This is a genomic window from Streptomyces sp. NPDC032161 (assembly GCF_040636995.1).
Lineage (GTDB): Bacteria > Actinomycetota > Actinomycetes > Streptomycetales > Streptomycetaceae > Streptomyces.
On sequence record NZ_JBEZVN010000009.1, the window covers coordinates 141466 to 166907 of the forward strand.

24 protein-coding genes are annotated in these 25442 nt (G+C 73.8%); 7 read left to right on the forward strand and 17 right to left on the reverse strand.

Features of this window, described 5'->3' with window-relative positions; translation table 11 throughout:
- Positions 1-244: 244 nt before the first annotated feature.
- Positions 245-457 (forward strand): DUF1918 domain-containing protein, encoded by a 213-nt coding sequence (locus tag AB0E67_RS19790; protein ID WP_362028256.1) that lies wholly within the window; start codon positions 245-247, stop codon positions 455-457.
- A 97-nt stretch (positions 458-554) separates the two neighbouring features.
- On the opposite strand, the gene AB0E67_RS19795 is transcribed toward AB0E67_RS19790, so the two are convergent.
- Positions 555-1856, reverse strand: a complete 1302-nt coding sequence (locus tag AB0E67_RS19795) for a family 10 glycosylhydrolase (protein WP_362028379.1) — start codon at positions 1854-1856, stop codon at positions 555-557.
- A 239-nt stretch (positions 1857-2095) separates the two neighbouring features.
- On the opposite strand from AB0E67_RS19795, the gene AB0E67_RS19800 reads away from it, so the two are divergent.
- Positions 2096-2956, forward strand: a complete 861-nt coding sequence (locus tag AB0E67_RS19800; RefSeq protein ID WP_362028258.1) for a 3-hydroxybutyryl-CoA dehydrogenase — start codon at positions 2096-2098, stop codon at positions 2954-2956.
- A 204-nt stretch (positions 2957-3160) separates the two neighbouring features.
- Here the strand turns inward: AB0E67_RS19800 and pheT are convergent, their stop codons facing one another.
- From pheT to infC, 7 genes are all read right to left on the reverse strand, one after another.
- Positions 3161-5674, reverse strand: coding sequence for a phenylalanine--tRNA ligase subunit beta (pheT, locus tag AB0E67_RS19805; protein WP_362028261.1), 2514 nt, complete (start codon positions 5672-5674; stop codon positions 3161-3163).
- Positions 5674-6801 (reverse strand): phenylalanine--tRNA ligase subunit alpha, encoded by a 1128-nt coding sequence (gene pheS, locus AB0E67_RS19810; protein WP_351522151.1) that lies wholly within the window; start codon positions 6799-6801, stop codon positions 5674-5676. Before pheS ends, pheT begins: the two co-directional genes overlap by 1 nt.
- Before the next feature lie 212 nt (positions 6802-7013).
- Positions 7014-8207 (reverse strand): ATP-binding protein, encoded by a 1194-nt coding sequence (locus tag AB0E67_RS19815; RefSeq protein ID WP_362028264.1) that lies wholly within the window; start codon positions 8205-8207, stop codon positions 7014-7016.
- Positions 8208-8388: 181 nt separating this feature from the next.
- Positions 8389-9222, reverse strand: coding sequence for an RNA methyltransferase (locus AB0E67_RS19820; RefSeq protein WP_351523666.1), 834 nt, complete (start codon positions 9220-9222; stop codon positions 8389-8391).
- A gap of 129 nt (positions 9223-9351) precedes the next feature.
- Positions 9352-9738, reverse strand: a complete 387-nt coding sequence (gene rplT, locus AB0E67_RS19825) for a 50S ribosomal protein L20 (protein WP_073787782.1) — start codon at positions 9736-9738, stop codon at positions 9352-9354.
- 108 nt (positions 9739-9846) lie between these two features.
- On the reverse strand, positions 9847-10041 hold the full coding sequence (gene rpmI / locus AB0E67_RS19830) for a 50S ribosomal protein L35 (RefSeq protein WP_351523667.1): 195 nt from the start codon (positions 10039-10041) through the stop codon (positions 9847-9849).
- Between the two features lie 121 nt (positions 10042-10162).
- Positions 10163-10870, reverse strand: coding sequence for a translation initiation factor IF-3 (gene infC / locus AB0E67_RS19835; RefSeq protein ID WP_362028382.1), 708 nt, complete (start codon positions 10868-10870; stop codon positions 10163-10165).
- A 322-nt stretch (positions 10871-11192) separates the two neighbouring features.
- On the opposite strand from infC, the gene AB0E67_RS19840 reads away from it, so the two are divergent.
- Positions 11193-11555, forward strand: a complete 363-nt coding sequence (locus AB0E67_RS19840) for a DUF1844 domain-containing protein (protein WP_073787788.1) — start codon at positions 11193-11195, stop codon at positions 11553-11555.
- A gap of 104 nt (positions 11556-11659) precedes the next feature.
- Here the strand turns inward: AB0E67_RS19840 and AB0E67_RS19845 are convergent, their stop codons facing one another.
- The 3 genes from AB0E67_RS19845 to AB0E67_RS19855 all read right to left on the reverse strand — a co-directional run bounded on the left by AB0E67_RS19845 (position 11660) and on the right by AB0E67_RS19855 (position 14675).
- Positions 11660-12388: an SseB family protein gene (locus AB0E67_RS19845; RefSeq protein WP_362028268.1), complete on the reverse strand. Its 729-nt coding sequence runs from the start codon at positions 12386-12388 to the stop codon at positions 11660-11662.
- A gap of 89 nt (positions 12389-12477) precedes the next feature.
- Positions 12478-13671 (reverse strand): type VII secretion-associated serine protease mycosin, encoded by a 1194-nt coding sequence (mycP, locus tag AB0E67_RS19850; protein ID WP_362028270.1) that lies wholly within the window; start codon positions 13669-13671, stop codon positions 12478-12480.
- A complete protein-coding gene (locus AB0E67_RS19855) occupies positions 13668-14675 on the reverse strand; it encodes a hypothetical protein (protein ID WP_362028273.1) in 1008 nt (335 codons plus the stop codon). The genes mycP and AB0E67_RS19855 overlap by 4 nt, the downstream gene beginning before the upstream one ends.
- A 185-nt stretch (positions 14676-14860) precedes the next feature.
- On the opposite strand from AB0E67_RS19855, the gene AB0E67_RS19860 reads away from it, so the two are divergent.
- The gene (locus AB0E67_RS19860; protein ID WP_362028276.1) at positions 14861-16063 is read left to right on the forward strand and encodes an amino acid deaminase/aldolase; all 1203 of its coding nucleotides are present in this window, start codon (positions 14861-14863) and stop codon (positions 16061-16063) included.
- Positions 16064-16279: 216 nt separating this feature from the next.
- On the opposite strand, the gene AB0E67_RS19865 is transcribed toward AB0E67_RS19860, so the two are convergent.
- From AB0E67_RS19865 to AB0E67_RS19875, 3 genes are read right to left on the reverse strand one after another with little or no spacing between them, the layout of a single operon-like run.
- A complete protein-coding gene (locus AB0E67_RS19865; RefSeq protein WP_362028279.1) occupies positions 16280-17071 on the reverse strand; it encodes a 3-oxoacyl-ACP reductase in 792 nt (263 codons plus the stop codon).
- A 6-nt stretch (positions 17072-17077) separates the two neighbouring features.
- Positions 17078-18466 (reverse strand): aldehyde dehydrogenase family protein, encoded by a 1389-nt coding sequence (locus AB0E67_RS19870; RefSeq protein WP_362028281.1) that lies wholly within the window; start codon positions 18464-18466, stop codon positions 17078-17080.
- A gap of 7 nt (positions 18467-18473) precedes the next feature.
- Entirely contained in the window at positions 18474-19841 is a 1368-nt protein-coding gene (locus AB0E67_RS19875) for a glutamine synthetase family protein (RefSeq protein WP_362028283.1), read from the reverse strand.
- Positions 19842-20080: 239 nt separating this feature from the next.
- Here AB0E67_RS19875 and AB0E67_RS19880 point away from each other — a divergent pair, with 239 nt between their 5' ends.
- Positions 20081-20809 carry an FCD domain-containing protein gene (locus AB0E67_RS19880; RefSeq protein WP_362028286.1) on the forward strand — a complete coding sequence of 243 codons (729 nt, stop codon included), beginning with the start codon at positions 20081-20083 and terminating at the stop codon, positions 20807-20809.
- A gap of 194 nt (positions 20810-21003) precedes the next feature.
- Entirely contained in the window at positions 21004-21759 is a 756-nt protein-coding gene (locus AB0E67_RS19885; RefSeq protein ID WP_362028289.1) for a gamma-glutamyl-gamma-aminobutyrate hydrolase family protein, read from the forward strand.
- Between the two features lie 49 nt (positions 21760-21808).
- Here AB0E67_RS19885 and AB0E67_RS19890 read toward each other — a convergent pair whose 3' ends face one another.
- The gene (locus AB0E67_RS19890; RefSeq protein ID WP_362028292.1) at positions 21809-22741 is read right to left on the reverse strand and encodes a LysR family transcriptional regulator; all 933 of its coding nucleotides are present in this window, start codon (positions 22739-22741) and stop codon (positions 21809-21811) included.
- Between the two features lie 70 nt (positions 22742-22811).
- Between AB0E67_RS19890 and AB0E67_RS19895 the strand changes: the two genes are divergently transcribed.
- On the forward strand, positions 22812-23990 hold the full coding sequence (locus AB0E67_RS19895; RefSeq protein WP_362028295.1) for a TDT family transporter: 1179 nt from the start codon (positions 22812-22814) through the stop codon (positions 23988-23990).
- Here the strand turns inward: AB0E67_RS19895 and AB0E67_RS19900 are convergent.
- The gene (locus AB0E67_RS19900; protein WP_362028298.1) at positions 23929-24633 is read right to left on the reverse strand and encodes a helical backbone metal receptor; all 705 of its coding nucleotides are present in this window, start codon (positions 24631-24633) and stop codon (positions 23929-23931) included. The genes AB0E67_RS19895 and AB0E67_RS19900 overlap by 62 nt on opposite strands.
- Before the next feature lie 13 nt (positions 24634-24646).
- On the reverse strand, positions 24647-25285 hold the full coding sequence (locus tag AB0E67_RS19905) for an XRE family transcriptional regulator (protein ID WP_362028301.1): 639 nt from the start codon (positions 25283-25285) through the stop codon (positions 24647-24649).
- Positions 25286-25442 lie beyond the last annotated feature (157 nt).

Consider the following 25442-nt stretch of genomic DNA (forward strand, 5'->3'; position numbering starts at 1 on the left):
CCCGGAGCCGAGCTCCGGCGCCCGCGCCGAGGACCCGCCCCCGGCCCTTCCCCCGTGACGGCCGCCCCGCGCCGCCCGCTTGCCGCCCGCGGCGAGACCGCGCACCCGGCGCCCTCGGCGGGGCGCACCCGCGCGAGCCCGGCCCCGGCGTCCGGCCCGCGACCCCGCTTCCCCACCGGGCGAAGTCGCTTTTCGGTCATAGACTTGTCGACAAGGACCGCCACCCGTGAGGAGGTCACTCCCGATGGAGGCACACGCGGGCGACCGGCTGCTGACGCACGGCAGGACCGTGGGGCAGCGCGACAAGGTCGCAGAGATCCTCGAAGTGCTCGGCCCTGGAGGCACTCCCCCGTACCGCGTCCGGTCCGAGGACGGGCACGAGCACGTGATTTCGCCCGGTCCCGACAGCGTCGTACAGCACACCGCCGACAGGAAGCGGACACCGGAGAGCCCGTAGCGGCCTCCGCGGCGGCGCTCGTCGCGCCCGGGCACCGGCGGGCGACCGGATTCCTCCCGGCCGCCCGCCCCGTCACAGCGTCCGCTCCGCCACTCCCTCAGCGGGGCGGGCGCACCCGGTTGCGGTAGTGGTCGTCCACCACGCGCGTCATCGCGCCGATCCGGTCCTCGACCACGTCCTTGCCCGAGAAGTAGACATGGCCGCGCACCTGGTCGCAGGCGGCGGCGAAGTCGAGGTGGCGGGAGAGTTCGGCCGGATCCTGCCAGGCGGCCGGCTGGGCGGGATCACCGGCCTTGTACAGCGCCTCGCCGATGTACAGATCGACGCCCGTGCCCCGCACGACCTCGTTCCACCAGGGCACCAGTTCGGCGTAGTCGGCGGCGGCGAACCCGAGGTTCCAGTAGACCTGCGGGCAGATGTAGTCGATCCAGCCCTTCTTGATCCAGCCGCGGGTGTCGGCGTACAGGTCGTCGTAGGTCTGCACGCCCGCCTTCGTGGCGGAGCCGCGCGGATCGGTCGCGGCATTGCGCCAGACCGCGAACGGGCTGATGCCGAACCGGACGTTCTTCTTGATCCTCTTGATCCGCTCGCCGGTCTCGCGCACCAGCCGGTCGGTGTTGTCGCGCCGCCAGGCGGCCCGGTCGGGGAACCCCGCACCGTACTTCGCGTACGCGGCGTCGTCGGCGAACTCCTGCCCGGCCACCGGATACGGGTAGAAGTAGTCGTCCCAGTGCACGGCGTCGATGTCGTAGCGGCGCACCGCGTCCAGCATCGCGTCCTGGACGAAGCGGCGGACCTCGGGGAGGCCCGGGTCGTAGTAGAGCTTCCCGCCGTACGGCAGGACCCAGTCGGGGTGCCGCCTGGCGGGGTGGGCGGCGGCCAGCCGGGACGGGTCGGTGTGGTTGGCGACCCGGTACGGGTTGAACCAGGCGTGCAGCTCCAGCCCCCGGTCGTGGGCCTCGTGCACGGCGGTGCCCAGCGGGTCCCAGCCGGGGTCCTTGCCCTGGACGCCGGTGAGGTACTGGGCCCACGGCTCGTACGGCGAGGGCCACAGGGCATCGGCGGTCGGCCGGACCTGGAGCATCACGGCGTTCAGTCGCCGGTCGACGGCCTCGTCCAGGTGGTCGATCAGCTCCGCGCGCTGCGCGGCGGCCGTCAGACCGGGCTTCGACGGCCAGTCGAGGTTGGCGACGGTGGCGACCCACACACCGCGCAGTTCGCGCCGCGCGGTCCGGTGGCCGCCGCCGTGCGGCGACGCGCCCTCCCGCCCGGGGCCGTCGACCGTCCGGGAGGCGGAACCCTGCCGGGCGGGAGCCGCGACGGCGTCACCCGCCAGGACGGCCCCGCCCATCGCTCCGGCCGCTCCCGTCACAAAGCCTCTTCGGGCCATCTGCCGCATCTCGTCTCGCACCTGCCGTCTCTCTCCCTCGTCGTGACCACCGTCGCCGGCACCGCCGTCGCCGTCGGTCCGCGCCGGTGTCCGTCGCCTCCGTGTGCGGGCGTACGGCAGAGCATGCCCGCCCCGGCCCGCGATCACCCGTAGGCGGCGGAGTAACGTCGGGGGGTCGGGGCGGGCACCGGACTCACACGGGAACCTGCGACTCGGAGATCAGCGAAAGGCACGAGGTGACGGACTCTATGGCCGATATTTCACGCGTCGGAGTGGTGGGCTGTGGCCAGATGGGCGCGGGCATCGCGGAGGTGTGCGCCCGCAGCGGTCTTGAGGTCAAGGTGGCCGAGACCACCGGCGAGGCGCTGGAGATCGGCCGCACCAGGCTCCACAACTCCCTCTCGAAGGCCGCCGACCGCGGCAAGATCACCCCGGAGGAACGGGACGAGACACTCGCCCGGCTGAGCTTCACGACCGACCTCGGAGAGTTCGCCGACCGCGATCTCGTCATCGAGGCCGTCGTGGAGAACGAGCAGGTCAAGACCGAGATCTTCCAGGTGCTCGACCAGGTGGTGACCCGGCCGGACGCGATCCTGGCCTCGAACACCTCCTCCATCCCGCTGGTGAAGCTGGCCGTGGCGACCTCCCGCCCCGACCAGGTCATCGGCATCCACTTCTTCAACCCGGCACCGGTGCAGAAGCTCGTCGAGCTGATCCCCGCGCTGACGACGTCCGACGAGACGGTGAACCGCGCGGAGGCCCTGGTGCAGGACGTCCTCGGCAAGCACCCGATCCGCGCCCAGGACCGGTCCGGCTTCGTCGTCAACGCGCTGCTGATCCCGTACCTGCTCTCCGCGATCCGGATGTTCGAGTCGGGGATCGCCAGCCGCGAGGACATCGACAACGGCATGGAGCTCGGCTGCGCCCACCCCATGGGGCCGCTCAAGCTCTCCGACCTGATCGGGCTGGACACCGTGGCATCGGTCGCCGACTCGATGTACGCGGAGTTCAAGGAGCCGTTGTACGCCGCTCCCCCGCTGCTCCAGCGCATGGTGGACGCGGGGCGGCTCGGCCGCAAGACCGGTTCGGGCTTCTACGTGTACTCCTGATCCCCGACCGCGCCTGTTTCGGGGCCGGACCGGTGCGCCCGGTCCGGCCCCGTTCGCGTTCCCGCGCCGTCCCGGGCCGCCCCCGCGAGGGCGCCGGAGGGGTCGGACCGCACCCGCGAACGCCTCTTCCGGCGGGCACGAAGGGGCGTGTCCGAAGCCCGGACACGCCCCTTCGTCCCCTGCCGCGCGATGCGCGGTGCGCCGTTAGGCGCCCCTCAGCACCGCGCCCGTCCGCTCGGCGGCCAGCGCCACCGCGGCGTCACGGGCGGCCGTGGCCTCGTCGACGGTCAGCGTGCGGTCCGCGGCGCGGAAGCGCAGCGCGTACGCCAGGGACTTGCGGCCCGCGCCGATCTGGTCGCCGGTGAAGACGTCGAACAGCCGCAGCGATTCGAGGAGTTCGCCCGCGCCCTCGCGCAGCGCCCGCTCCACGTCGGCCGCCGGGACGTTCTCCGCGACGACCAGCGCGACGTCCTGGGTCGCCACCGGGAAGGCGGAGATGCCGGGCGCCCGGACCGGTCCGTCGACGGCCCGCTCCAGGACGTCCAGCTCGATCTCCATGGCGCAGGTGCGCTCCGGCAGGTGGAACGCCTTGACGACGCGCGGGTGCAGCTCGCCGGCGTGCCCGAGGAGGGTCTCCTCCCCGTTCACCGTCACGTACAGCGCGGCGCACCGGCCCGGATGCCACGGCGCGTGCTGGGCGCCTCGGACAGTCGCCTCGACACCCGCCTCCCGGGCGACCGTGCGGGCGGCCTCGACGGCGTCGGCCCAGTCCGCCGGGCGGCCCGCGCCCCACCAGCCGGCCTGCTCGCGGGCGCCCGCGAGGACGACCGCGGCGTGGCGGGGCTGGTGCGGCAGCGCGGCGTCGAGCGCGGCGATCTCCTCGTCGCCGGGACGGCGGTCGACGGACAGCCGGACGGCCTTCGCAGCGCCGTCGGCGGGCCTGAAGACGAGCCCGGTCTCGAACAGCGCCAGGTCGTGACCGCCCCGGCCGTCGTTGCGCCGCAGCGCGCCGAGCAGCCCCGGCAGCAGCGTGGTGCGCAGGGAGGGTTCCTCGTCGGACAGCGGGTTGACGAGGTCGACCGTGCGGCGACGGGCGTCGTCGGCGTCGAGCCCGAGCTGGTCGAACACGGCGCCGCCGACGAACGGGTAGTTCAGCGCCTCGACGTACCCGGCCCCGGCGAGCGCCCGGCCGATCCGGCGGTGCAGCCGCTGGCGGTCGGTGAGCCCGCGCCCGGACGGGGGCGTCGGGAGCGTGGACGGGAGGTTCTCGTAGCCCTCCAGCCGGATGACCTCCTCGGCGAGGTCGTTCGGCTCGCTGAGGTCGGGGCGCCAGGACGGCACGGTGATGATCAGCTCGTCCTGCCCGTAGACGTCGCAGCCGACCTCCTGGAGGCGGCGCACGACGGTCTCACGGCCGTACTCCACCCCGGCCACCCGGTCGGGGTGGGACGCGGGCATCGCGATGGTGCGGGGCGCGGACGGGGCGCAGACCTCGGTGACCCCGGCCTCGGCCGTACCACCCGCGAGCAGCACCAGCAGGTCGACGGTGCGCTGCGCGGCGGCGGCCGCGGCCTGCGGGTCGGTGCCGCGCTCGAAGCGCCTGGACGCCTCGGAGGACAGCTTGTGGCGGCGCGCGGTACGGGCGATCGAGATCGCGTCGAAGTGCGCCGCCTCGATGACGACCTCGGTGGTGCCGTGGGTGCCGTCCTGGGCGTCCGCGATCTCGGTGTTGGCACCGCCCATGACGCCCGCGAGGCCGATCGGGCCCCGGTCGTCGGTGATGACCAGGTCCTCGGCGTCCAGGATGCGGACCGTGCCGTCGAGGGTGGTGAGCTTCTCGCCCTGCTGGGCGCGGCGCACCCCGATCGGCCCGTCGAGACGCGTGCGGTCGTAGGCGTGCAGCGGCTGGCCGAGCTCCAGCATCACGTAGTTGGTGATGTCGACGGCGAGCGAGATCGGGCGCATCCCGGCCTTCTGCAGCCGGCGCTGCATCCAGATCGGGGAGCGCGCCTCGGGCTGGAGGCCGACGACGGTCCGCGCGGTGAACCGGTCGCAGCCGACCGGGTCGGCGACCTTCACCGGGTGGCCGAACGCGTTCGGCGCGGGCACGTCCAGGAGCGCCGGGTCGCGCAGCGGCAGGCCGTACGCGATGGCGGTCTCGCGGGCGACGCCGCGCATGGACAGGCAGTAGCCGCGGTCGGGCGTGACGGCGATGTCCAGGACCTCGTCGACGAGCTGGAGCAGCTCGATGGCGTCGGTGCCGACCTCGTGCTCCGGCGGCAGCACGATGATGCCGTGCGTGCCGTCGTCGCCCATGCCGAGCTCGTCGGCGGAGCAGATCATGCCGTGCGAGGTCCGGCCGTACGTCTTGCGCGCGGAGATCGCGAAGTCGCCGGGCAGGACGGCGCCCGGGAGGACCACGACGACCTTGTCGCCGACGGAGAAGTTGCGGGCTCCGCAGACGATCTCCTGCGGCTCGCCGGTGCCGTTGGCGTCGCCGACGTCGACGGTGCAGAAGCGGATGGGCTTCTTGAAGCCCTCCAGCTCCTCGATGGTCAGGACCTGTCCGACGACCAGGGGACCCTTGAGGCCGGCGCCGATCTGCTCGACGGTCTCGACCTCCAGGCCGACGGCGACGAGCTCGGCCTGTACGTCACGGCCGGTCTCCGTCGCCGGCAGGTCGACGTACTCCCGCAGCCAGGAAAGCGGGACACGCATCAGATCTCCATCCCGAACGGCCGGGTGAAACGGACGTCACCCTCGACCATGTCTCGCATGTCTTCGACGTTGTGGCGGAACATCAGCATCCGTTCGATGCCGAACCCGAAGGCGAATCCGCTGTACTTCTGGGGGTCGACGCCGCAGGCGATGAGCACCCTGGGGTTGACCATGCCGCAGCCGCCGAGCTCGATCCAGCCCTCGCTGCCGCAGGTGCGGCAGGGGCGGTCCGGGTTGCCGACGGACGCGCCGCGGCAGACGTAGCAGACCATGTCCATCTCGGCGGACGGCTCGGTGAACGGGAAGAAGTTCGGCCGCAGCCGGGTCTTCATGTCCGCGCCGAAGAGCGCCTGGACCATGTGGTCGAGGGTGCCCTTGAGGTCGGCCATGGTGAGGCCCTCGTCGACGGCCAGCAGCTCGATCTGGTGGAAGACCGGGGTGTGCGTGGCGTCGAGCTCGTCGGTGCGGTAGACGCGACCGGGGCAGACGACGTAGACGGGAGGCTCGCGGTCGAGCAGGGTGCGGGCCTGGACCGGCGAGGTGTGGGTGCGCAGCACGACCCCGGACTCGTCGGTGTCGGCGCCGTCGGCGCCGCGGACGAAGAAGGTGTCCTGCATCTGCCGGGCCGGGTGGTCGGGCACGAAGTTCAGCGCGTCGAAGTTGAACCACTCCGCCTCGGCCTCGGGGCCCTCGGCGATCTCGTAGCCCATGGCCACGAAGACGTCCGCGACGCGCTCCATGAGGGTGGTCAGCGGGTGGCGGGCGCCGGCCGGGACACGGTCGTACGGCAGCGTGACGTCCACCGCCTCCTCGACCAGCACGCGGGCGTCCCGCTCGGCCTCCAGCTCCGCCTGACGGGCGGCGAGGGCCTTGTTCACCGCGCCGCGGGCCTGGCCCACGCGCTTGCCCGCCTCGGCCTTGGCCTGGGGCGGCAGCGCGCCGATCTCCCGGTTGGCGAGCGCCAGCGGCGAGGTGCCGCCGGTGTGCGCGGTCTTCGCCCGGGCGAGCGCGTCGAGGTCACCGGCGGCGGCGAAGGCGGCGAACGCCTCGTCCCGCATGCGCTCGATCTCTTCCGGTTTCAGTGCCTCGACCTCGACTGGGTCGTACGACTTGTTCGGTGCCGACATCTCTTCCCGTGCTTCCGATTGGCTGGTACTGCTCTGAACCGGGGACGCCCCGGACCCCGGCGGCCCCGCCCGACGGCCGGAGGACGCAAAGGTGCCAAAGGACGAGTCTAAAGGGCTCCGGACGTGTGCAGGGTCCGCGGGCGGCCTCCCGGCACCCCGCCCCGGCCCGTCCGGTCGCCGCGCGAACACCGTCGTCCGCGGCCCGGACGCCGCTATCCGAGGTAGGCGGGAGCGCTCACGGGCAGGACGAACCGGAATTCGGCGCCGCCGCCGGGGCCGCGGCCGACCGTGATCGTCCCGCCGTGCGCCTGGACGATGCCCTTGACGATGTAGAGGCCCAGGCCGGTGCCGCCGCGCTTGCTGCCCCGCCAGAAGCGGGTGAAGACGCGGGACATCGATTCCTCGGGGATGCCGGGGCCTTCGTCGCTCACGGTGACAGCCGTTCCCTTCTCGTCGTCCGCCGGTGCGGGTGCGACTTCGATGGTGACGGTTCCCTCGCCGTGGCGCACCGCGTTTTCCAGGAGGTTGCCGAGCACCTGGTCGACCTTGTCCGGGTCGGCCCAGACCGCGGGCACCGGCTGGCAGGTGCGGACGAGGAAGCGGTCGGGGTCCTGGCCCTTGGCGGTGAGGGCCTGGACGTGGCGCTCGACGGCGGCGGAGAGGTCCACCGGCTGCCGGCGCAGCTCCAGCCGGCCGGAGTCGATCCGGGAGATGTCGAGGAGTTCGGCGATGAGCCGGGTGACGCGGCCCGCGTCGGCGTCGACGGTCTCCAGCATCAGCCGCTTCTGGTCGTCGGTGAACCGTTCCCACTTGGCGAGGAGCGTCGCGGTGAACCCCTTGACGGAGGTCAGCGGGGAGCGCAGTTCGTGAGCGACGGTCGCGATCAGTTCGGCGTGGCTGCGCTCGTTGCGGCGGCGGGCCTCGGTGCCGCGCAGGGAGACCACCACGCGGCGCACGGGCCCGGTCGGGCGCTCGCGCACGTACCGTGCGGAGACCAGGACCTCGCGGCCGCCCGGCAGCAGCAGGTGGCGCTCGGGCTGGCCGGTGCGGGTGGCCAGCCCGCCGTACGGATCGGTCAGGGCCCACCAGCGGTGGCCCTTGAGGTCCTCCAGCGGCAGCGCCTGCTCCAGGAGGCGGCCGAGGGCCGCGGCCCGGGGCACGGCGGTGATGCGGGCCGCCGCGGCGTTGTAGCGGACGATCCGGCCGGACGCGTCGGCGACGACCAGGCCGTCGGGCAGCTCGTCGGGGTCGATGCCCCGGTGGGGATCCCCGGGGGCGTCGGCGTCCGGGCGGGGATCGGGTGCGGGGCTCCGGTCGTCGGGCGGCCCGTCCGCTGCGTCGGGTTCGTCGCAGGCGTGCACGGCGGCGGTGCGTGTCCCGCGCGGCCTGTTCATGCCGACGCCCATATCCCTTATCCCACCTCTCGCGATGCCGACCGGTGCAGTGGGCCCCCGGGCCCGTCACCCTACTAGTCGTCGGTGACGGTGCGACACCCTGCGGGGGCGTACGCCCGCCGTGCGCCGGGCGCCGTCCGGCGGGACACGGCCACGGCGCCGTCGCGGGCCCCGTCCCGGTCCGGGAGCCGGCTCAGGAGCGGGACCGCTGGGCCCGCGCGGAGGCGTACAGGCAGACGGCCGCCGCGGTCGCCAGATTGAGGCTCTCCGCCTTGCCGTGGATCGGCACCCGTACGACGGCGTCGGCCAGCGCCCTGGTCTCCTCCGGCAGCCCCCACGCCTCGTTGCCGAAGACCCAGGCGGTCGGCCCGCCCATGGTCCCGGCGTCGAGTTCGTCGTCGAGGTCGTCGTCGCCCGCGCCGTCGGCGGCGAGGATGCGTACGCCCGCCTCCCTCAGCCCCTGTACGGCCTGCTCGACCGGGACGCCGACCGCGACCGGCAGGTGGAAGAGCGAACCGACCGAGGCCCGGACGGACTTGGGGTTGTAGAGGTCCACCGAGGCGTCCGTGAGCACGACGGCGTCGGCGCCCGCGGCGTCGGCGCAGCGCAGCACCGTGCCGGCGTTGCCGGGGTCGCGTACGTGGGCGAGCACGGCGACCAGTTTCGGCCGCGCGGCGAGGATGGCGTCGAACGGGGAGTCGAGGAAGCGGCAGACGCCGATCAGGCCCTGCGGGGTGACGGTCTGCGACACGTCGGCGAGGACACCGGAGTCCGCGAGGTGCACCCGGGCGCCGGCCGCGTGGGCGGCGTCGACGATGTCGGCGTACCGCTCGGCGGCCTCGACCGTGGCGAAGAGCTCGATCAGCGTCGGTTCGCCGTCGGCGCCGCGGTGTCCGGCTGCCTCGCGCACGGCCTGCGGGCCCTCGGCGATGAACCTGCGCTCCTTGCCGCGGAAGTTGCGCTTGGCCAGCCGCCGGGCGGCGGTGACGCGCGGGGATCGCGGGGAGATCAGTTCGGGGGTGCCCATGGTCGGCGGCGAGCCTCTCTGCGTACGGAGGTGACGGACGTACGGAACGGAACAGGGGTGCAACGCACCGGACCCGCAGACGGCGAGCGCCTGCGGGTCCGGCTCAGCGAACGGAAGGTGCGGCCTGGATCAGGCGGCGGCCTTCGGGGCGTTGACGTCGCTCGGAAGGGCCTTCTGGGCGACCTCGACGAGGGCGGCGAACGCGTTGGCGTCGTTGACCGCGAGCTCGGCCAGCATCTTGCGGTCCACCTCGATGTTGGCGGCCTTCAGACCCTGGATGAGGCGGTTGTACGTCATGCCGTTCTGACGAGCAGCGGCGTTGATGCGCTGGATCCACAGCTGGCGGAAGTCGCCCTTGCGCTTCTTGCGGTCGTTGTAGTTGTAGACGAGGGAGTGGGTGACCTGCTCCTTCGCCTTGCGGTACAGCCGCGAGCGCTGGCCGCGGTAACCGCTGGCCTGCTCCAGGATCGCCCGGCGCTTCTTGTGGGCGTTTACTGCGCGCTTGACGCGTGCCACTTGTCAACTCCTTGCAGCGGGGCCGTGGTTGGACTCACACGACCCGAAAACGAATGGGTCCCGGTCTCAGTCGAGGTCGCGCCCGCGGGATCACCCGGGGCGACGGACTCACTTGCCGAGAAGCTTCTTGACCTTCTTGGCGTCGGCCGGGGCCAGCACGACCGTGCCGGTCAGCGAGCGGGTCTTCTTGGACGACTTGTGCTCAAGAAGGTGGCGCTTGCCGGCGCGCTCGCGGAGCACCTTGCCGGAGCCGGTGATCTTGAAACGCTTGCTGGCACCGCTGTGCGTCTTGTTCTTCGGCATCGCGCCGTTCTCTCCTCGTCAGTGGCGCCCCTCTCGGTGCGGGCACCGGACAGCAGGGGCGTCAGTTCTTGGTGGGATTTCCGGGGTGACCCGGGGCCGCCTGGATGGCGGCCCCCTGGGATCACGCCTCGGAAGGTGTCTCTCCCGAAGCCTGGGCGTTCCCGCCCTCGGCACCGGCGCCGGAGCCGGAACCCTGGCGCTCCGCCTTGCGGGCGGCCTGGGCCTCGCGGGCCTCGGCCATGGCTTCGGTCTTCTTCTTGTGCGGGCCAAGAACCATGATCATGTTCCGGCCGTCCTGCTTCGGGTTGGACTCGATGAAACCGAGGTCCTCCACGTCCGAAGCCAGACGCTGGAGCAGTCGGAAGCCCAGCTCGGGGCGGGACTGCTCACGACCACGGAACATGATCGTGATCTTGACCTTGTCGCCCTGCTTGAGGAACCGGACGACATGACCCTTCTTGGTGTCGTAGTCGTGCGGGTCGATCTTCGGCCGGAGCTTCATCTCCTTGATGACCGTGTGCGCCTGGTTCTTGCGCGCCTCACGGGCCTTCATGGCCGACTCGTACTTGAACTTCCCGTAGTCCATGAGCTTGCACACGGGCGGACGGGCGGTCGCCGCCACCTCGACCAGGTCGAGGTCGTACTCCTGCGCGAGTTCCAGGGCCTTGGCAAGCGGAACAATCCCGACCTGCTCGCCGCTGGGACCGACAAGTCGCACCTCGGGAACGCGAATCCGGTCGTTGATGCGGGGCTCGGCGCTGATGGATCCTCCTCGGTAGCACCACGCGACCGCCTGGCGGACAGCCGCGTAACGTCTGTTTCGTTTCAGACCAACCGCACAAGGCCAAGAAAAATGCCCCGACGGGACACAGGCGGGGCTCCTGGAAAACCGGAACACCGCCGCGGTCTGCCGCGGGGCGCATCGGGCGGATCCATCGTCCGTACGGAACGATGGGCACCGCCTGACCGGTGACCCGCCGCCCCGAGGGGCAGCCAGGTGGGAGATCGGAGCCTCCACTTGTGGGCCGGGCACATAGTCGCCCAGCCGGTCGTTACACAAGGTTAGCAGTTCCGCAGGGCGTGCGCTAACCCGGTGTCTCCCGGCACTCCCGCCCACGGCACGGTGTTCCCGTGCGCCTATCGTATGGCGCATGAGTGACGCGACCCCCGTGAACGATTCCCCCGGCTTCGACGAGATGGCCCGCGACATCGCGGAGGTGCCCGCGGTCGAGGTGATCGTGACGGTCGCGGTCAATCTGATGAGCGCCGCCGCGGTGAAGCTCGGCCTGACCGAGGACGGCGACGAGCACAAGGACCTCGACGAGGCCCGCAAGCTGGTCCACGCCCTGGCCGGTCTGCTGGACGCCAGTACGACGGAGATCAGCTCCTTCCACGCGGCTCCGCTGCGTGACGGTCTGAAGTCGCTCCAGCTCGCCTTCCGCGAGGCGTCGCTCGTGCCGGACGAGCCCGGCACCGGCCCCGGCGAGAAGTACACCGGTCCGATCTTCGGCTGACCCGCCCCTCCTTCTTCCCTTCCGGTCTTCCTTCTTCCGCGCAGACGTGAGCCCACCGCCCCCGGGGGCGGTGGGCTCACGTCTGTCGTACGGGCTCCGGGGGCTCAGCGCGTGAACAGGGCCTCGCCCGGTGCCGCCGCGTCGGCCGGGAGCACCGCCAGGTCCAGGCCCCGCACCAGACGGGCGCGCAGGACCTCGTCGGCCGCCAGCCGCTCGGCGACCCGGCGGGCCGCGTCGGCGGGGTCCGTCCCGGCGTCGAGGACGAGGGCGAGGGTGCCGTCGGCCCGGCCGGGGCCGAGATGGGCGCGGACCACGGACGGCTCGGCGGCGACCGCGTCGCGCACCGCCGAGGTGACCGCGGGGTCGTCCAGCGGATCGGCGCTGGTGCGGCCCTCGGCGAGGGCGAGCAGCGCGGAGCCGGTCAGTTCGAACGCGACCGGTCCGGCGAGGTCGAGGACGACGGTGTCCGCCTTCTCGTGCGCGGCGGCGCGCAGGGCCTGGTGCAGGGGGACGGCGACGGGGCGGGCTCCGGGGTCCCAGAGGGCCAGCGAGTCGGTCGAGGTGAAGGCGGGCAGGGCGCGGCGGTCCCCGGCCAGGAGGGTGGGGACCGCCATGTCGCTGGTCTTCTCGCGCCGCAGCCCGTTCTCGTCCACCTCCACCTCGCCGAGCACGGCGACGACGGGGACCAGCAGCCGGGTCCCCTGGAGTGCTTCGAGTACCGGGCCGACCGCCGTCCGGTCCTCGGCCCAGGCGGCGAGCGCCGCCGCGAGTGCCGGGTCGGCCGAGCCGTCGTCGTCGGAGTAACCGGGGTCCGGAATGTTCTTCAGCTCCACGGGGCGAGCGTAGTCCCTGCGCCCGCCCGCCCTTCCGGCAGGTCGGTGTGCACTCCGCCGCCGTGCCGGATGCCCGTCGGCGTACCGGATCAGACCGGGCGCCGCGCTCCGGCCCGGCCGCGCCACAGCACCACGGCCAGGGCCAGCAGGACGGCCCCGAGGCCGCCGGCGGCGAGGGCGAGCCGGCCGGTGGGCCGGGTGTCGTGGTGCTCGGGGGCGGGCCCCGGTCCGAAGTACCGCTCGCGGTACCCGGCCTCGGCCGACTCGGCCCGCAGACCGGCGGGGCGGAGCGCGGAGCCCGCCTCGATCGCGGCGGCGGGGTCCACGATGCCGTACCCCCGGGCGTCGTCGTGGCCGGAGCCGGAGCCGCTGCGGGCCGTGTCCATGAGCAGCCGCTTGATCTGGGCCGGGGTCAGTCCCGGATGCGCGGCGCGCACCAGTGCCACCGCCCCGGAGACGAACGCGGCCGCGGCGGAGGTGCCCCACTCCACGTAGTACTGGCGGTCGGGGGCGGGGACGACGATGTCGACCCCGGGCGCGCTGACGGTGGTGTACCAGCGGCGGGTGGAGAAGGCTGCGTGGGTGCCGTACCGGTCGACGGCCGCGACGGCGATCACCCCGGGGTAGGCGGCGGGGTAGGAGACGTGGTCGCCCTTCTCGCCGCCGTTGCCCGAGGAGGCGACGACGACGGCCCCCTTCCCCAGCGCGTACTGGATCGCTGCGTCCTCGCCCGCTTCCGGGTGGGCCGACTCGCTGTCGTCGCCGAGCGAGAGGTTGATGACGTCGGCGCCGTGGTCGGCGGCCCAGCGGATGCCGTCGGCGAGGGCCGTGCCGCGGGACTCCCGGGCCCTGGCGCGGGCCGGGTCGGAGGCTTCGAGGATCACCCGGACCGGGAGGATCCTCGCCCCGGGCGCCACGCCGAGCACCCCGTCGGCGCCACCTGGCCCGTGACCGCGGCCCGCGATGATGCCCGCCATCGCCGTGCCGTGGCGCGCCCAGGCGTGGTCGCCGCGGCGGGCGCCGAAGCCGATCATGTCCTTGCCGGGCAGTACCTGGCCGTCCAGGTCGGGGAGGCTGCCGTCGACCCCGGTGTCGACGACGGCGACGGTGATCCCCCGGCCCTTGGTGGTCCGCCACGCCTGGTCGGTGTGGAGCGCCTCCAGGCCCCACTGCTGGTCCCGTATGGCGTCGGCGCGGGCCGGGACCGCGGGCAGCAGCGCGAACGCGGTGGCGGCGCAGACCGCGCCCAGCGCGCGGCGGTGGTGGCGGGCGCGGCGGCTCATCGCGGTTTCTCCGTGAGGTCGGTGACGGTCCGGCGCAGACCGCGCTCGATCCGGTCGGCGACGCCTCCGGCCTCGTGGCCGAGCCCGGCCTCGGCGACCGTGCCCTTCGCCTCGGGGCCGGCGGCCCGGTCCGCGGGGCGCGGGTCGGTGACGGGGCGCCCGTCGGCGAACCCGGAGACGGCGAACACGACGACGGGCATCCCGGTCGACACGCGGACGGACCAGGCGGCGCGTTGCCGGTCGCCGAACGCGGCGGCGACCGTGCCGTCGACGGGGTAGGTGCGGGGCATCAGGTCGGCGCGGCGGTCGAGGTGCTGTTCGGAGAACCGGTCGCGCAGCGCCGTCATGGCCCGGGCGTCCCCCTCGGTGAAGATCACCCCGACCGTGGTGACGGAGCTCGTGGTGGCGTCGGTGTACGTGGCCCGCAGCAGCCGTTCGCAGCCGACCGGCCGCAGGGCCCGGGCCAGCAGCGGGTCCAGGGCCGGCGCGCAGCCGCCGTCCGGGGCCACGGCGAGCCTGGTCCAGACCCGGTCGGCGCCGCCGGGCCCCGCTCCCCGGCCGTCGAGGACGCGCGGGAAGAGGGTGTCCACGGGGACGCTGTGCCAGGCGGAGCGCCCGACGGTGTAGGGGCTGCGGGCGGCGGGGTCGGCGGAGGAGGTGCTGGTCAGCCAGGCGCCGGTGGCGGCGCCGCCGATCAGTCCGAGCCCGAGCACGACACACACCGCGGCGGCCGCGGTGCGGGCGGGGTGGCGGGTCCGTACCGGGCGCAGCCGGGTGGTGGTCTCGGCGGGGGTCTCCGGGAACGGCTGCCGGTACGTGTACGTGTACGTGTACGGGTGCGGGGCACCGACCGGTGGCGTCGCGGCGGCCGGCGGGGCCGGTACGGGTGGTGCCGTCACAGCGGGCGGCGGGACCGGGGAGGGCGGTGCGGCGGGTGCGGGCACGGGGGCCGGGGCCGCGGCCGGGCGGGGCGGAACGGGAGGGCGCTGCGCCTCGGTACTCATCCGCCCCCCTGATCCCATTCCGTACCGTGCGCGGATCGACGTCGCAGGCAGGCCCGTTGGTTCGCCGCGTGTCGTCACTCTACGGGGTGGCGGGGCCCGGTTGGGAGCGGGACGCCGGGGCGGCGGGGCGATCTGCGCGGATCATCCCCCTACCCAGCGGTACGGACGTCTGGCAAGCTGCGGCCATGACTGCCCGCGCCGCCGACCGGTCCCGTTACGACCGGGCCACCGCCGACCTGGACGCCCCGCTCGCCGTCGTCGACCTGGACGCGTTCGACGCCAACGCCGACGACCTGGTGCGCCGTTCCGGCGGCAAACCGATCCGGGTCGCGAGCAAGTCCGTGCGCTGCCGGGCCCTGTTGGAACGGGTGCTGGCCCGGCCCGGGTTCGCCGGGATCATGTCGTTCACGCTGGCCGAGTCGCTGTGGCTGGCGCGGGCCGGTTTCGACGACGTGCTGCTGGCCTATCCGTCGGCCGACCGGGCCGGTTTCGCGGAGCTGGCCGCCGATCCGAAGCTCGCCGCGACCGTGACGGTGATGGTGGACGACCACGCGCAGCTGGAGCTGATCGACGCGGCACGGGCCGGTGGCCGGGAGGAGATCCGGGTCTGTCTCGAACTGGACACCTCGCTGCGTCTGCTGGGCGGCCGGGTGCGGGTCGGCGCCCGCCGCTCGCCGCTTCGGACGCCCGCCCGACTGGCCGAGCTGGCGCGCTCGGTGGTGCGCAGGCCCGGCTTCCGGTTGGTGGGTCTGATGGCCTACGAGGGTCACATCGCCGGGGTCGGGGACGCGGTCGCGGGGCATCCGCTGCGCTCGCGGGCGGTCCGGCTGATGCAGGCCACGAGCCGCAGGGAACTGGTCGTGCGGCGGGCCGAGTCGGTGCGGGCCGTGCGGGCGGTCGCCCCGGACCTGGAGTTCGTGAACGGGGGCGGCACCGGCAGTGTGCAGCACACGGCGGCGGAGCGGGCGGTGACGGAGATCGCGGCCGGGTCGGGGCTGTTCGTGCCCCGGCTGTTCGACAACTACACGTCGTTCACGGCGCGTCCGGCGGCGTTGTTCGCCCAGCCGGTGGTGCGCCGCCCGGGGGTGGGGGTGGTGACCGTGCTCGGCGGAGGCTACCCGGCGTCCGGCCCCGCGGGGACGGACCGGCTGCCGGTCCCGTATCTGCCGGAGGGCCTGCGCTACGACCCCCAGGAGGGGCCGGGCGAGGTGCAGACGCCGCTGCTGGGTTCACCGGCCGACGATCTGCTGATCGGCGACAAGGTGTGGTTCCGGCACGCGAAGGCTGGTGAACTGTGCGAGCGCTTCGACGTGTTGCGGCTGGTCGAGGGCGACCGGGTGACGGCGACGGTGCCGACGTACCGGGGCGAGGGCCGTACGTTCCTCTGAGTTCTGCGAGCGTCGCGCGGCGGGGGCCGGACGGCCCCCGCCTCCGGTCGTTCTAGTGCCGTGACCGGCAAGGTTTGCCCGGAAGGAGCGTCGTCCGGTGCGTGCGATCGCAAGGCGGCCACAAGCCCTCGAATGGGGTCTCCCCTGCTCGAACGAAGCTGAGAGCTCGGGGAAGTGCCGGGCGGCGCGACGGGGCAGACGTTGCCGGGAGCGGCACTAGAGCGGGGTGACGTAGGCGGCGGAGATGCCTCCGTCGACGAGGAAGTCGGTGGCGTTGACGAACGAGGCGTCGTCGCTGGCGAGGAACGCGACGGCCGCCGCGATCTCGGTGGCGTCGGCGAACCGCCCGGCCGGGACGTGCACGAGCCTGCGGGCCGCGCGCTCCGGGTCCTCGGCGAACAGCTCCCGGAGCAGCGGGGTGTCGACCGGTCCCGGGCACAGCGCGTTGACCCGGATGCCCTCGCGGGCGAACTGGACGCCGAGTTCGCGGGACAGGGAGAGGACGCCGCCCTTGGACGCGGTGTACGAGATCTGGCTGGTGGCCGCTCCCATGACCGCGACGAAGGACGCGGTGTTGATGATCGAGCCGCGGCGCTGTCGCCGCATGTAGGGCAGGGCGGCCTTGCAGCAGAGGTAGACGGAGGTGAGGTTGACGTCCTGGACGCGTTTCCACGCCTCCAGGCCGGTGGTGAGGATGGAGTCGTCCTCGGGCGGGGAGATGCCCGCGTTGTTGAAGGCGATGTCGACGGAGCCGTAGGTGTCGGACGCGGCCGCGAAGAGCGCCTCGACCTGTTCGGGGTCGGTGACGTCGGTGCGTACGAAGATGCCGCCGGCCTCCTCGGCCGCGGCCTTGCCCGTGGCCTCGTCGATGTCGGCGCAGACGACGTGGGCGCCCTCCGACGCCAGGCGGCGGGCGGTGGCGAGACCGATGCCGCTGCCGGCCCCGGTGATGACGGCGGTCCGGCCGGTCAGGCGGCGGCAGACGTGCTCGGCGTCGGTGGTGGTCATGTCGGTTCAGTCCTCCGTGCTGATGAAGACGTTCTTGGTCTCGGTGAAGGCGGCGAGGGCGTCGGGGCCGAGTTCCCGGCCGAGTCCGGACCGGCCGAAGCCTCCGAACGGGGTCCAGTAGCGGACGCTCACGTGCGAGTTGACGGAGAGGTTCCCGGCCCGGACCCCCTGCGAGACGCGCAGCGCGCGGCCCACGTCCCGGGTCCAGATCGAGCCGGCGAGGCCGTACTCCGTGGCGTTGGCGAGCCGGACGGCGTCGGCCTCGTCGTCGAAGGGGAGGACGACGGCGACCGGTCCGAAGACCTCCTCGGTGGCGACGGGCGCGTCGGGGCCCACGCCGGTGAGGACAGTGGGCGGGAACCAGAAGCCGGGGCCTTCGGGCGCCTTGCCCCGGATCGCCTCCGCATTCTCGGGCACGAGGGCGCGCACGCGGTCGCGGTGCTCCCGGGAGATCAGCGGTCCCATGTCGGTGCGTTCGTCGGACGGGTCGCCCACGACGACCGACTCGACCGCGGGGGCGAGGAGTTCGAGGAACCGGTCGTGGACGGACCGCTGGACCAGGATGCGGGTGCGGGCGCAGCAGTCCTGGCCCGCGTTGTCCAGGAACGCCATGGGGGCGGCTGCCGCGGCGGCCTCGATGTCGGCGTCGGCGAAGACGATGTTGGGGCTCTTGCCGCCGAGTTCGAGGGTGAGCCGCTTCACGCGGTCGGCGCACCTGGCCATGATCCGTCTGCCGGTGCGGGTGGAGCCGGTGAAGACGATCTTGTCGACGCCGGGGTGCTCGACCAGGGCGTCGCCGGTGACGGCGCCCGCGCCGGGCAGCACCTGGAGGAGGTGTTCGGGCAGTCCCGCGTCCAGGGCGATCCGGGCCAGGCGCAGGGCGGTGAGCGGGGTGGTCTCGGCGGGTTTGAGCAGGACGGCGTTACCCGCGGCGAGGGCGGGGGCGAACCCCCAGGCGGCGATCGGCATGGGGAAGTTCCACGGCGCGATCACGCCGACGACGCCGAGGGGTTCGAGGAGGGTGACGTCGATTCCGCCGGGCACCGGGATCTGCCGTCCGGTGAGCCGTTCCACTCCCCCGGCGGCGTAGTCGAGCAGGTCACGGACGTTGCCGGCCTCCCAGCGGGCGCCCGCGAGGGTGTGCCCCGCCTCCCGCACCTCCAGACGGGCCAGTTCCTCGGCCTCGGCGTCGACGGCTGCGGCGAACCGGCGCAGCCCGCGGGCGCGGTCGGCGGGGGCGAGGGCGGCCCAGACGCGCCGGGCCGCCCTCGCGCGTTCGACCGCCGCGTCGACCTCGGCGACGGTGGTGGACGGGACGGTGGCGAGGAGTTCTTCGGTCGCGGGGTCGAGTACGTGGTGTTCCAGCGGCCGTTCGGGCCGGTCGGTCGGGGTCACGGATGCCTCACAGACGTTCGAAGGAGCGGCGCAGCTCCCAGTCGGTCACGGCGGCGTCGAAGGCTTCGAGCTCGACGCGGGCCATGTTGCGGTAGTGCGCGACGACGTCGTCGCCGAAGGCGGCCGCGGCCACCTCGCTGCGCTCCCAGAGTCCGGCGGCCTCGCGCAGGGTGGTGGGCACGTGGTCGTAGTCGGCGGTGTAGGCGTTGCGCGCGCACGGTTCGGGGAGTTCGAGGCCCTTGTCGATGCCGTGGATGCCCGCCGCGACCATCGCGGCGACGGCGAGGTACGGGTTGACGTCGCCGCCGGGCAGCCGGTTCTCGAAGCGCATCGAGTGGCCGTGGCCGACGACGCGGAGCGCGCAGGTGCGGTTGTCGTGGCCCCAGGCGACGGCGGTCGGGGCGAAGGAGCCGGGCTGGAAGCGCTTGTAGGAGTTGATGTTCGGTGCGTAGAGGAGGGAGAACTCGCGCAGGGTGGCCAGTTGTCCGGCGAGGAAGCGGCGCATCACCGGGGACATGCCGCCGTCCCCGTCTGCCATGACGCCGTGTCCGGGCTCGTCGGTGGAGCGGAGCGAGAGGTGGATGTGGCAGGAGTTGCCCTCGCGTTCGTTGAACTTCGCCATGAAGGTGAGCGCCACACCCTCCTGGGCGGCGATCTCCTTCGCCCCGGTCTTGTAGACGGCGTGCTGGTCGCAGGTGACCCGGGCCTCGTCGTAGCGGAACACGATCTCGTGCTGTCCGGGGTTGCACTCGCCCTTGGCGGACTCGACGGTGAGTCCCGCGGCGGCCATCTCGTTGCGGATGCGGCGCAGCAGGGGTTCGACGCGGCCGGTGCCGAGGACCGAGTAGTCGACGTTGTACCGGTTGGCCGGGGTCAGGTCGCGGTAGTTGCGGTCCCATGCCTGTTCGTAGGTGTTCCGGAAGACGATGAACTCGAGTTCGGTGCCGACGTGGGCGGTGTAGCCGTGCCCGGCGAGCCGTTCCAGCTGGCGGTCCAGGATGTGGCGGGGCGCGGCGGCGACCGGGGCGCCGTCGGCCCGGGCGAGGTCGGCGACGACCAGGGCCGTGCCCTCGTTCCAGGGGGTCCGGCGCAGGGTGGTGAGGTCGGCGTGGAGGGCGAAGTCGCCGTAACCGTTCTCCCAGGAGGACATCGCGAATCCGTCGACGGTGTTCATGTCGGTGTCGACGGCGAGCAGGTAGTCGCAGGCCTCGGTGCCGTGCTCCACGACCTCGTCGAGGAAGTGGCGGGCGGCGAACCGCTTGCCCTGGAGCCGCCCCTGCATGTCGGGAAAGGCCAGGACGACCGTGTCGATCTCGCCGTTCGCGACCAGGGCGTGCAGCTCCTCGATGCCGAGCGGTGCCGTCGGGTCTGCCACGGGACACTCCTCCTTCGGTCAGCCGGAACGCGTGAGAGGGTCCGGCGGCGGGCTTCGCGGTGCCGCGGACCGGGGCACGCGTCCCGCGGCGTCGTCGTCGATCGCCGGTGCCCCGCGTCGGCCCGGCCCTCCGCCCTGCGATGCACGCACCCCGGCCCCGCTCCTGCTCCCGTGCCGCCCACGGCCGGACCCTCTAAGGTATGGGAGAGAACCTTTGAATGTGAAGGGAACCACGGGGCGTGGCCGAGGAAAACGAGTTCACCGACCGTCTGCTGCCCGTGCTCCGGCCGGTCCGGGCGGGCAACGGCTTCGAGGAGGCGCTGGAGCAGATCCTCCAGGTGGTCAGGCTGGGCCTGGTGCCGGGCGGCGGGCGGTTGCCGGCCGAGCGCGAACTGGCCGAACTGCTGGCGATCAGCCGGGTCACGCTGCGCGAGGTGCTGAAGGTGCTGCACGACCAGGGCCTGGTGGAGAGCAGGCGGGGACGGTACGGCGGCACGTTCGTGGTGCCCCGGCGCGCCGGGGCGGGCGAGGCGGAGCTGCGCCGCAAGGTGGAGTCGGTCGACCTGGAGGACGTGCTGCGCTTCCGTGAGGTGCTGGAGGCCGGGGCGGCCGGACTCTGCGCCGGACAGGGGCTGACGGACGCGGGCGTGCAGCGGCTGCGGGCTGCTCTGGCGGCGACGCACGAGGCTCCTCTGCCCGAATACCGCAGGCGCGACACCCTCTTCCATCTGACCCTGGCCGAACTCGCCGGCTCACCCTCGCTGACCGCGCAGTACGCGGCGGTCCGGGCCACGGTGAACGACCTGCTGGACTGCATACCACTGCTGGTGCGGAACCTGGAGCATTCCCAGCGCCAGCACACGAGCATCGTCGAGGCGGTCCTGGACGGGGACGCGGAGGCCGCGCGCGCGGTGACGCACGAGCACTGCGACGGTACGGCCGCACTGCTGCGCGGCTTCCTGGCCTGAGCCTCCCGGCGCGAGTTGCCGAGGCCCCCGCCCGGGCCCTTGAGGTTCCCGGCCCGAGCGGTCGGCACCGGGCCGGGACCGGCGTCGCCCGGGTGGCGCTCCCGCCCGATCCCAAAGGTATTCTCTGCCACCATTGGCATGATGGAACCGAGCCCGCCGCCCGCCCAGCGGCGGCCGACCGGAGGGACCGTCCCGTGTCCGAACCCCTCATCGGCGTCTCCACCTACCTGGAGCCCGCGGCCCGCTGGGGCGTCTGGGAACTGCCCGCCGCGCTCCTGCCCGCCGCCTATCCGCGCATGATCCAGCGCTCGGGCGGCCTGGCCGTGCTGCTCCCGCCGGACGCCCCGGCCCGGGCCGCAGCCGCCGTGGCCCGGCTGGACGGTCTCGTCGTCGCGGGCGGCGCGGACGTGGAACCGGCCCTGTACGGCGCGGAGCGCGACTTCAGGACGGGCCCTCCCGCCGAGGAGCGCGACGTCTGGGAGACGGCCCTGATCCGGGCCGCGCTGGAGCGCGGCACCCCGCTGCTCGGCGTCTGTCGCGGCATGCAGTTGCTCAACGTGACGCTCGGCGGCACCCTGACCCAGCACCTCGACGGGCACGGCGGACCGCTGGGAGCGGCCGGGGTCCTCGGTTCGCACCCGGTCGTCCCCGTGGCGGGGACGCTCTACGCGTCGATCGTTCCGGAGGAGAGCGCCGTCCCCACCTACCACCACCAGTGCGTACGACGGCTCGCCCCGGGCCTGGTGGCCTCGGCGCACGCGGCGGACGGCACGGTCGAGGCGGTCGAGCTGCCCGGGTCGCCGTGGGTCCTCGGGGTGCAGTGGCATCCGGAGATGGGCGAGGACCTGCGGCTGGCCCGGGCACTGGTGGCGGCGGCTTCGACGTCCCGCCCGGTCGCGGCCCGTGCGCCGCTGGAGGGCCTCGCCCCGCCGCGGCGCACGGGCGACTGACCGGCGGGCGGGGCGCACCACCGGCTCCGCGGGCCGGTCCCGCCCGCCTTCACCGCGGCCGGGCGTCCCGCGCCGTCAGGGACAGCAGATCGCGCGCCGGGCCCGTGGGGCGATGACCGGAGGGCCACACCGCGCGCAGCTGGCGCCGCAGCCGCATGCCGCCGATCGGGATCTTCACCAGCCGCCGGGCGGACAGTTCCTCGCCCACCGCCAGTTCGCTGAGCACGCACGGACCGGCCCCGCTCTGGGCCGCGCCCTTCACCGCGGTCGTCGAGGAGAGTTCGAGCAGGGGCACGGCGAGCCCGCCGTGCGCGGCCAGGGCCGCGTCCAGGACCTGGCGGGTCCCCGAGCCCGGCTCCCGCAGCACCAGGGGGGTCGCGGCGAGTTCGCGCGGGGTCAGCGGGGTGCGGCGGCGGGCCCACGCGTGGGACGGGGCGACCGCGACGACGAGGCGGTCGTGGGCGATGACCGTGCCGTCGAGCCCCGCCGGCACCGACAGGCCCTCCACGAACCCGAGATCGGCCTCCCCGGCGAGCAGCCGCCCCGCGACCGCCGCCGAGTTCCCGGCGAGCAGCGAGACCGCGGTGTCCGGCCGCTCGGCGCGCAGCGCCATCAGCCAGCCCGGCAGCAGGTACTCGGCGATGGTCATGGAGGCGGCGATCCGCAGCCGGGAGTCCCGGCGGTCGCGCAGCGCCTGCGTACCGGCGTCGAACGCCTCGGCCGCCTCGACGATCCTGCGCGCCCAGTCGGTGACCAGCGCGCCCGCGTCGGTGAGCCGGGAACCACGCGGTGAACGGTCCAGCAGGGCCAGGCCGAGCTGCCGCTCCATGGACCGGATCCGGCTGCTGGCCGCGGGCTGGGTGACCCCGACCTCGCGGGCCGCGCGCCCCAGGCTGCCGTGCCGGGCGACGGCGAGCAGCAGCTCCAGCGCGCCGAGGTCGGGAACCCGGTGGGAGAGCGGAACATGCGTGCCATCGGCCATAAATCCAGCTTATGGCCTCATAGGAACGGAGTCCCTGGTGGGATTCCGCGCCCCTTCCGAGAATCGTGGCATGGCCATCTTTTCGCAGCCCCGGCAGTCCGACGCCCCACAGCCGACCGGACGGTCCGCCACCCCTCGACCGGACGCCCCGCCCCTCCCCCGGCTGCGGCACATCGGCCCCAACTGGTACGCGAGTGTCATGGGCACCTCGATCGTGGCGAGCGCGGGGGTCGCGCTGCCGGTGAGCGTTCCGGGGCTGCGGGGCGCCTGCACGCTGGTGTGGGCGCTCGCGACGGTCATGCTGGCCGTGGTGCTCGTGGCCCGCGCCGGGCACTGGGCCGCCCATCGCGACCAGGCCCGCCGTCATCTGCTGGACCCGGCCGTCGCCCCGTTCTACGGCTGTCTCTCGATGGCGCTGCTGGCCGTCGGGGGCTCGACGATGGTGGTCGGCCGGGACGTCGTCGGACACGGGGCGGCCGTGGCCCTGGACGCCGTGCTGTACACGGCGGGAACGGTGATCGGGCTGGCGGCCGCGGTCGCGGTGCCGTACCTGATGGTCGCGCGCCACCGGATCGAGGCCGGCACCGCCTCGCCGGTGTGGCTGCTGCCGGTGGTGGCCCCGATGGTCTCCGCGGCGCTCGGCCCGCTGCTGATCCCCGAGCTGCCCGCCGGTCAGTGGCGCCAGGCGGCGCTGCTGGCCTGCTACGCGATGTTCGGGCTGAGCCTGCTGGCCACGCTGGTGATGCTGCCGCTGATCTTCGCCCGGCTGGTCCACCAGGGTCCGCTGCCCCTCGCACTGACGCCCACGCTGTTCCTGGTCCTCGGGCCGCTGGGCCAGTCGACGACGGCGGTCGGCCAGCTCGCCGATGTGGCGGAGGGGACGGTCCCGGCGCCGTACGCCGCGGGCTTCGAGGCGTTCGCCGTGCTCTACGGGGTGCCGGTGATGGGTTTCGCGCTGATGTGGCTGGCCCTGGCATCCGCCCTGGTGGTGCGCGCGATGCGCAACGGCATGCCCTTCGCCATGACGTGGTGGGGCTTCACCTTCCCGGTCGGCACGTGCGTCACGGGTGCCGCGGGGCTGGCGCGGCACACCGGCCTCGACGCGTACACCTGGCTGGCCGTCGCGCTGTACGTGCTGCTGGTGACGGCATGGGCGGTGGCCGGGGCGCGGACGCTGCGCGGGCTGCTCAGCGGAGCGCTGCTCGCAGCTCCGCAGGCGCCCGCACCAGCGACGGCCCGTACCACGTGAGGTACCGCCCGTCGACGAGTGCGGCGGGCAGCGCGGGGAACGCCTCCGGCCCGTCGTCCGCCGTGAAGCGGTACGGCTCGTCGGGCAGGACCACCAGATCGGCGTCGGCCGCGTTCAGCCGGTCGAGCGGAATCCGGGGGTAGCGCTCGACGTGGCCCGCGTAGACGTTGTCCACGCCGAGCCTGGACAGCAGGTCGCCGGCGAAGGTGTCGCGGCCCAGCACCATCCAGGGCCTGCGCCAGACGGGCACGACCGCACGGCGCGGGGCCCGGGGCGGGGGCAGCGCGGCCCAGGCGGCCTCGGCCTCGTCCAGCCAGCGCGGCCGGGGCGCGCCGCAGGCGGCCAGGACCCGCTCCAGCTCCTCGAACGCCTGGTCGAGGGTGCGGATCTCGGTGACGAGCACCTCGACACCGGCGTCCCGGAGCGCCGCGAGGTCCGGGGCGCGGTTCTCCTCCTCGTTGGCCAGGACGAGGTCCGGCCGCAGTGCGACGATCGCGGCCACGTCGGGGTTCTTGGTGCCGCCGACGCGGGCGGCGGTCAGCCCGGCGGGGTGGGTGCACCAGTCGGTGACGCCGACGAGCCGGCCGGGGGCGGTGACGGCGACGGCCTCGGTGAGCGACGGCACCAGGGAGACGACGCGCACGACGGACACCCTCTCAGCGGCGCGGGTCGACGGTCGCGTCGATGTGCTCGGCGACCGCGACGACCAGCAGCCGCGTACCGGGCGTCGTGGCCCGCCAGCGGTGCCGCACCCCGCCGGACAGGAACAGCGTGTCGCCCTCCTCCAGCCGGTACGCCCGCCCTTCCGCCTCCACCTCCGCGGCGCCCCGCACCACGTACATCACCTCGTCGTTGCGGTGCTGGAACTCCCGCCCGAGGTCGAGTTCGCCGGTGAACTCCAGGGCGCTGAGCTGGTGGCGTCCGCGCACCACCCTGCGCACCCCGTCGACCGCGCCGCTGCCCTCGTGCTCGCCGGCCTCATCGGTCCCGTGGCAGTCGCCGCGACGCCCGGCGACCGCTCCGGTCCCGGCGTCCGCCCGGCTCCCGGCCGCCCGTACGACGTCGACGGCGCGTGCCGAGTCCGCGGCGGCGCGCAGCCGGGCCGGGGTGGTCTCCAGGGCTCCGGCGACCCGGTCCAGGGACCGGGTGCTGGGCCGCGCCCGCTCGTTCTCGATCTGGCTGAGGAACGGCACGGACAGACCGCTGCGCGTCGCGACCGCGGCCAGTGTGAGCCCCAGGGACCTGCGCCTTCGGCGGATCGCGGCGCCCACGCGGAGTGTTTCCTTCTCGTCCATGTGCGGCTCCCTCCCGACTCGTCATCCTTCCGGTTGTCGGCGCATTCCGCACATGGTTGCGCGAGATCGGCCGGTTAGGGCCCCTCCGGGCGGTTCCGCACGGACCGGCGTACGGCTCCCGCGCGACCCGCGTACGCCCTGCGGACGGGACCGGAGG

Excerpts from the sequence above, each read along its gene's own strand:
- AB0E67_RS19790 (WP_362028256.1), top strand. The coding sequence starts at position 245 with ATGGAGGCACACGCGGGCGACCGGCTGCTGACGCACGGCAGGACCGTG.
- AB0E67_RS19795 (WP_362028379.1), bottom strand. The coding sequence starts at position 1,856 with ATGCGGCAGATGGCCCGAAGAGGCTTTGTGACGGGAGCGGCCGGAGCG.
- AB0E67_RS19800 (WP_362028258.1), top strand. The coding sequence starts at position 2,096 with ATGGCCGATATTTCACGCGTCGGAGTGGTGGGCTGTGGCCAGATGGGC.
- pheT (WP_362028261.1), bottom strand. The coding sequence starts at position 5,674 with ATGCGTGTCCCGCTTTCCTGGCTGCGGGAGTACGTCGACCTGCCGGCG.
- pheS (WP_351522151.1), bottom strand. The coding sequence starts at position 6,801 with ATGTCGGCACCGAACAAGTCGTACGACCCAGTCGAGGTCGAGGCACTG.
- AB0E67_RS19815 (WP_362028264.1), bottom strand. The coding sequence starts at position 8,207 with ATGGGCGTCGGCATGAACAGGCCGCGCGGGACACGCACCGCCGCCGTG.
- AB0E67_RS19820 (WP_351523666.1), bottom strand. The coding sequence starts at position 9,222 with ATGGGCACCCCCGAACTGATCTCCCCGCGATCCCCGCGCGTCACCGCC.
- rpmI (WP_351523667.1), bottom strand. The coding sequence starts at position 10,041 with ATGCCGAAGAACAAGACGCACAGCGGTGCCAGCAAGCGTTTCAAGATC.
- AB0E67_RS19840 (WP_073787788.1), top strand. The coding sequence starts at position 11,193 with ATGAGTGACGCGACCCCCGTGAACGATTCCCCCGGCTTCGACGAGATG.
- mycP (WP_362028270.1), bottom strand. The coding sequence starts at position 13,671 with ATGAGCCGCCGCGCCCGCCACCACCGCCGCGCGCTGGGCGCGGTCTGC.
- AB0E67_RS19855 (WP_362028273.1), bottom strand. The coding sequence starts at position 14,675 with ATGAGTACCGAGGCGCAGCGCCCTCCCGTTCCGCCCCGCCCGGCCGCG.
- AB0E67_RS19860 (WP_362028276.1), top strand. The coding sequence starts at position 14,861 with ATGACTGCCCGCGCCGCCGACCGGTCCCGTTACGACCGGGCCACCGCC.
- AB0E67_RS19865 (WP_362028279.1), bottom strand. The coding sequence starts at position 17,071 with ATGACCACCACCGACGCCGAGCACGTCTGCCGCCGCCTGACCGGCCGG.
- AB0E67_RS19890 (WP_362028292.1), bottom strand. The coding sequence starts at position 22,741 with ATGGCCGATGGCACGCATGTTCCGCTCTCCCACCGGGTTCCCGACCTC.
- AB0E67_RS19895 (WP_362028295.1), top strand. The coding sequence starts at position 22,812 with ATGGCCATCTTTTCGCAGCCCCGGCAGTCCGACGCCCCACAGCCGACC.
- AB0E67_RS19905 (WP_362028301.1), bottom strand. The coding sequence starts at position 25,285 with ATGGACGAGAAGGAAACACTCCGCGTGGGCGCCGCGATCCGCCGAAGG.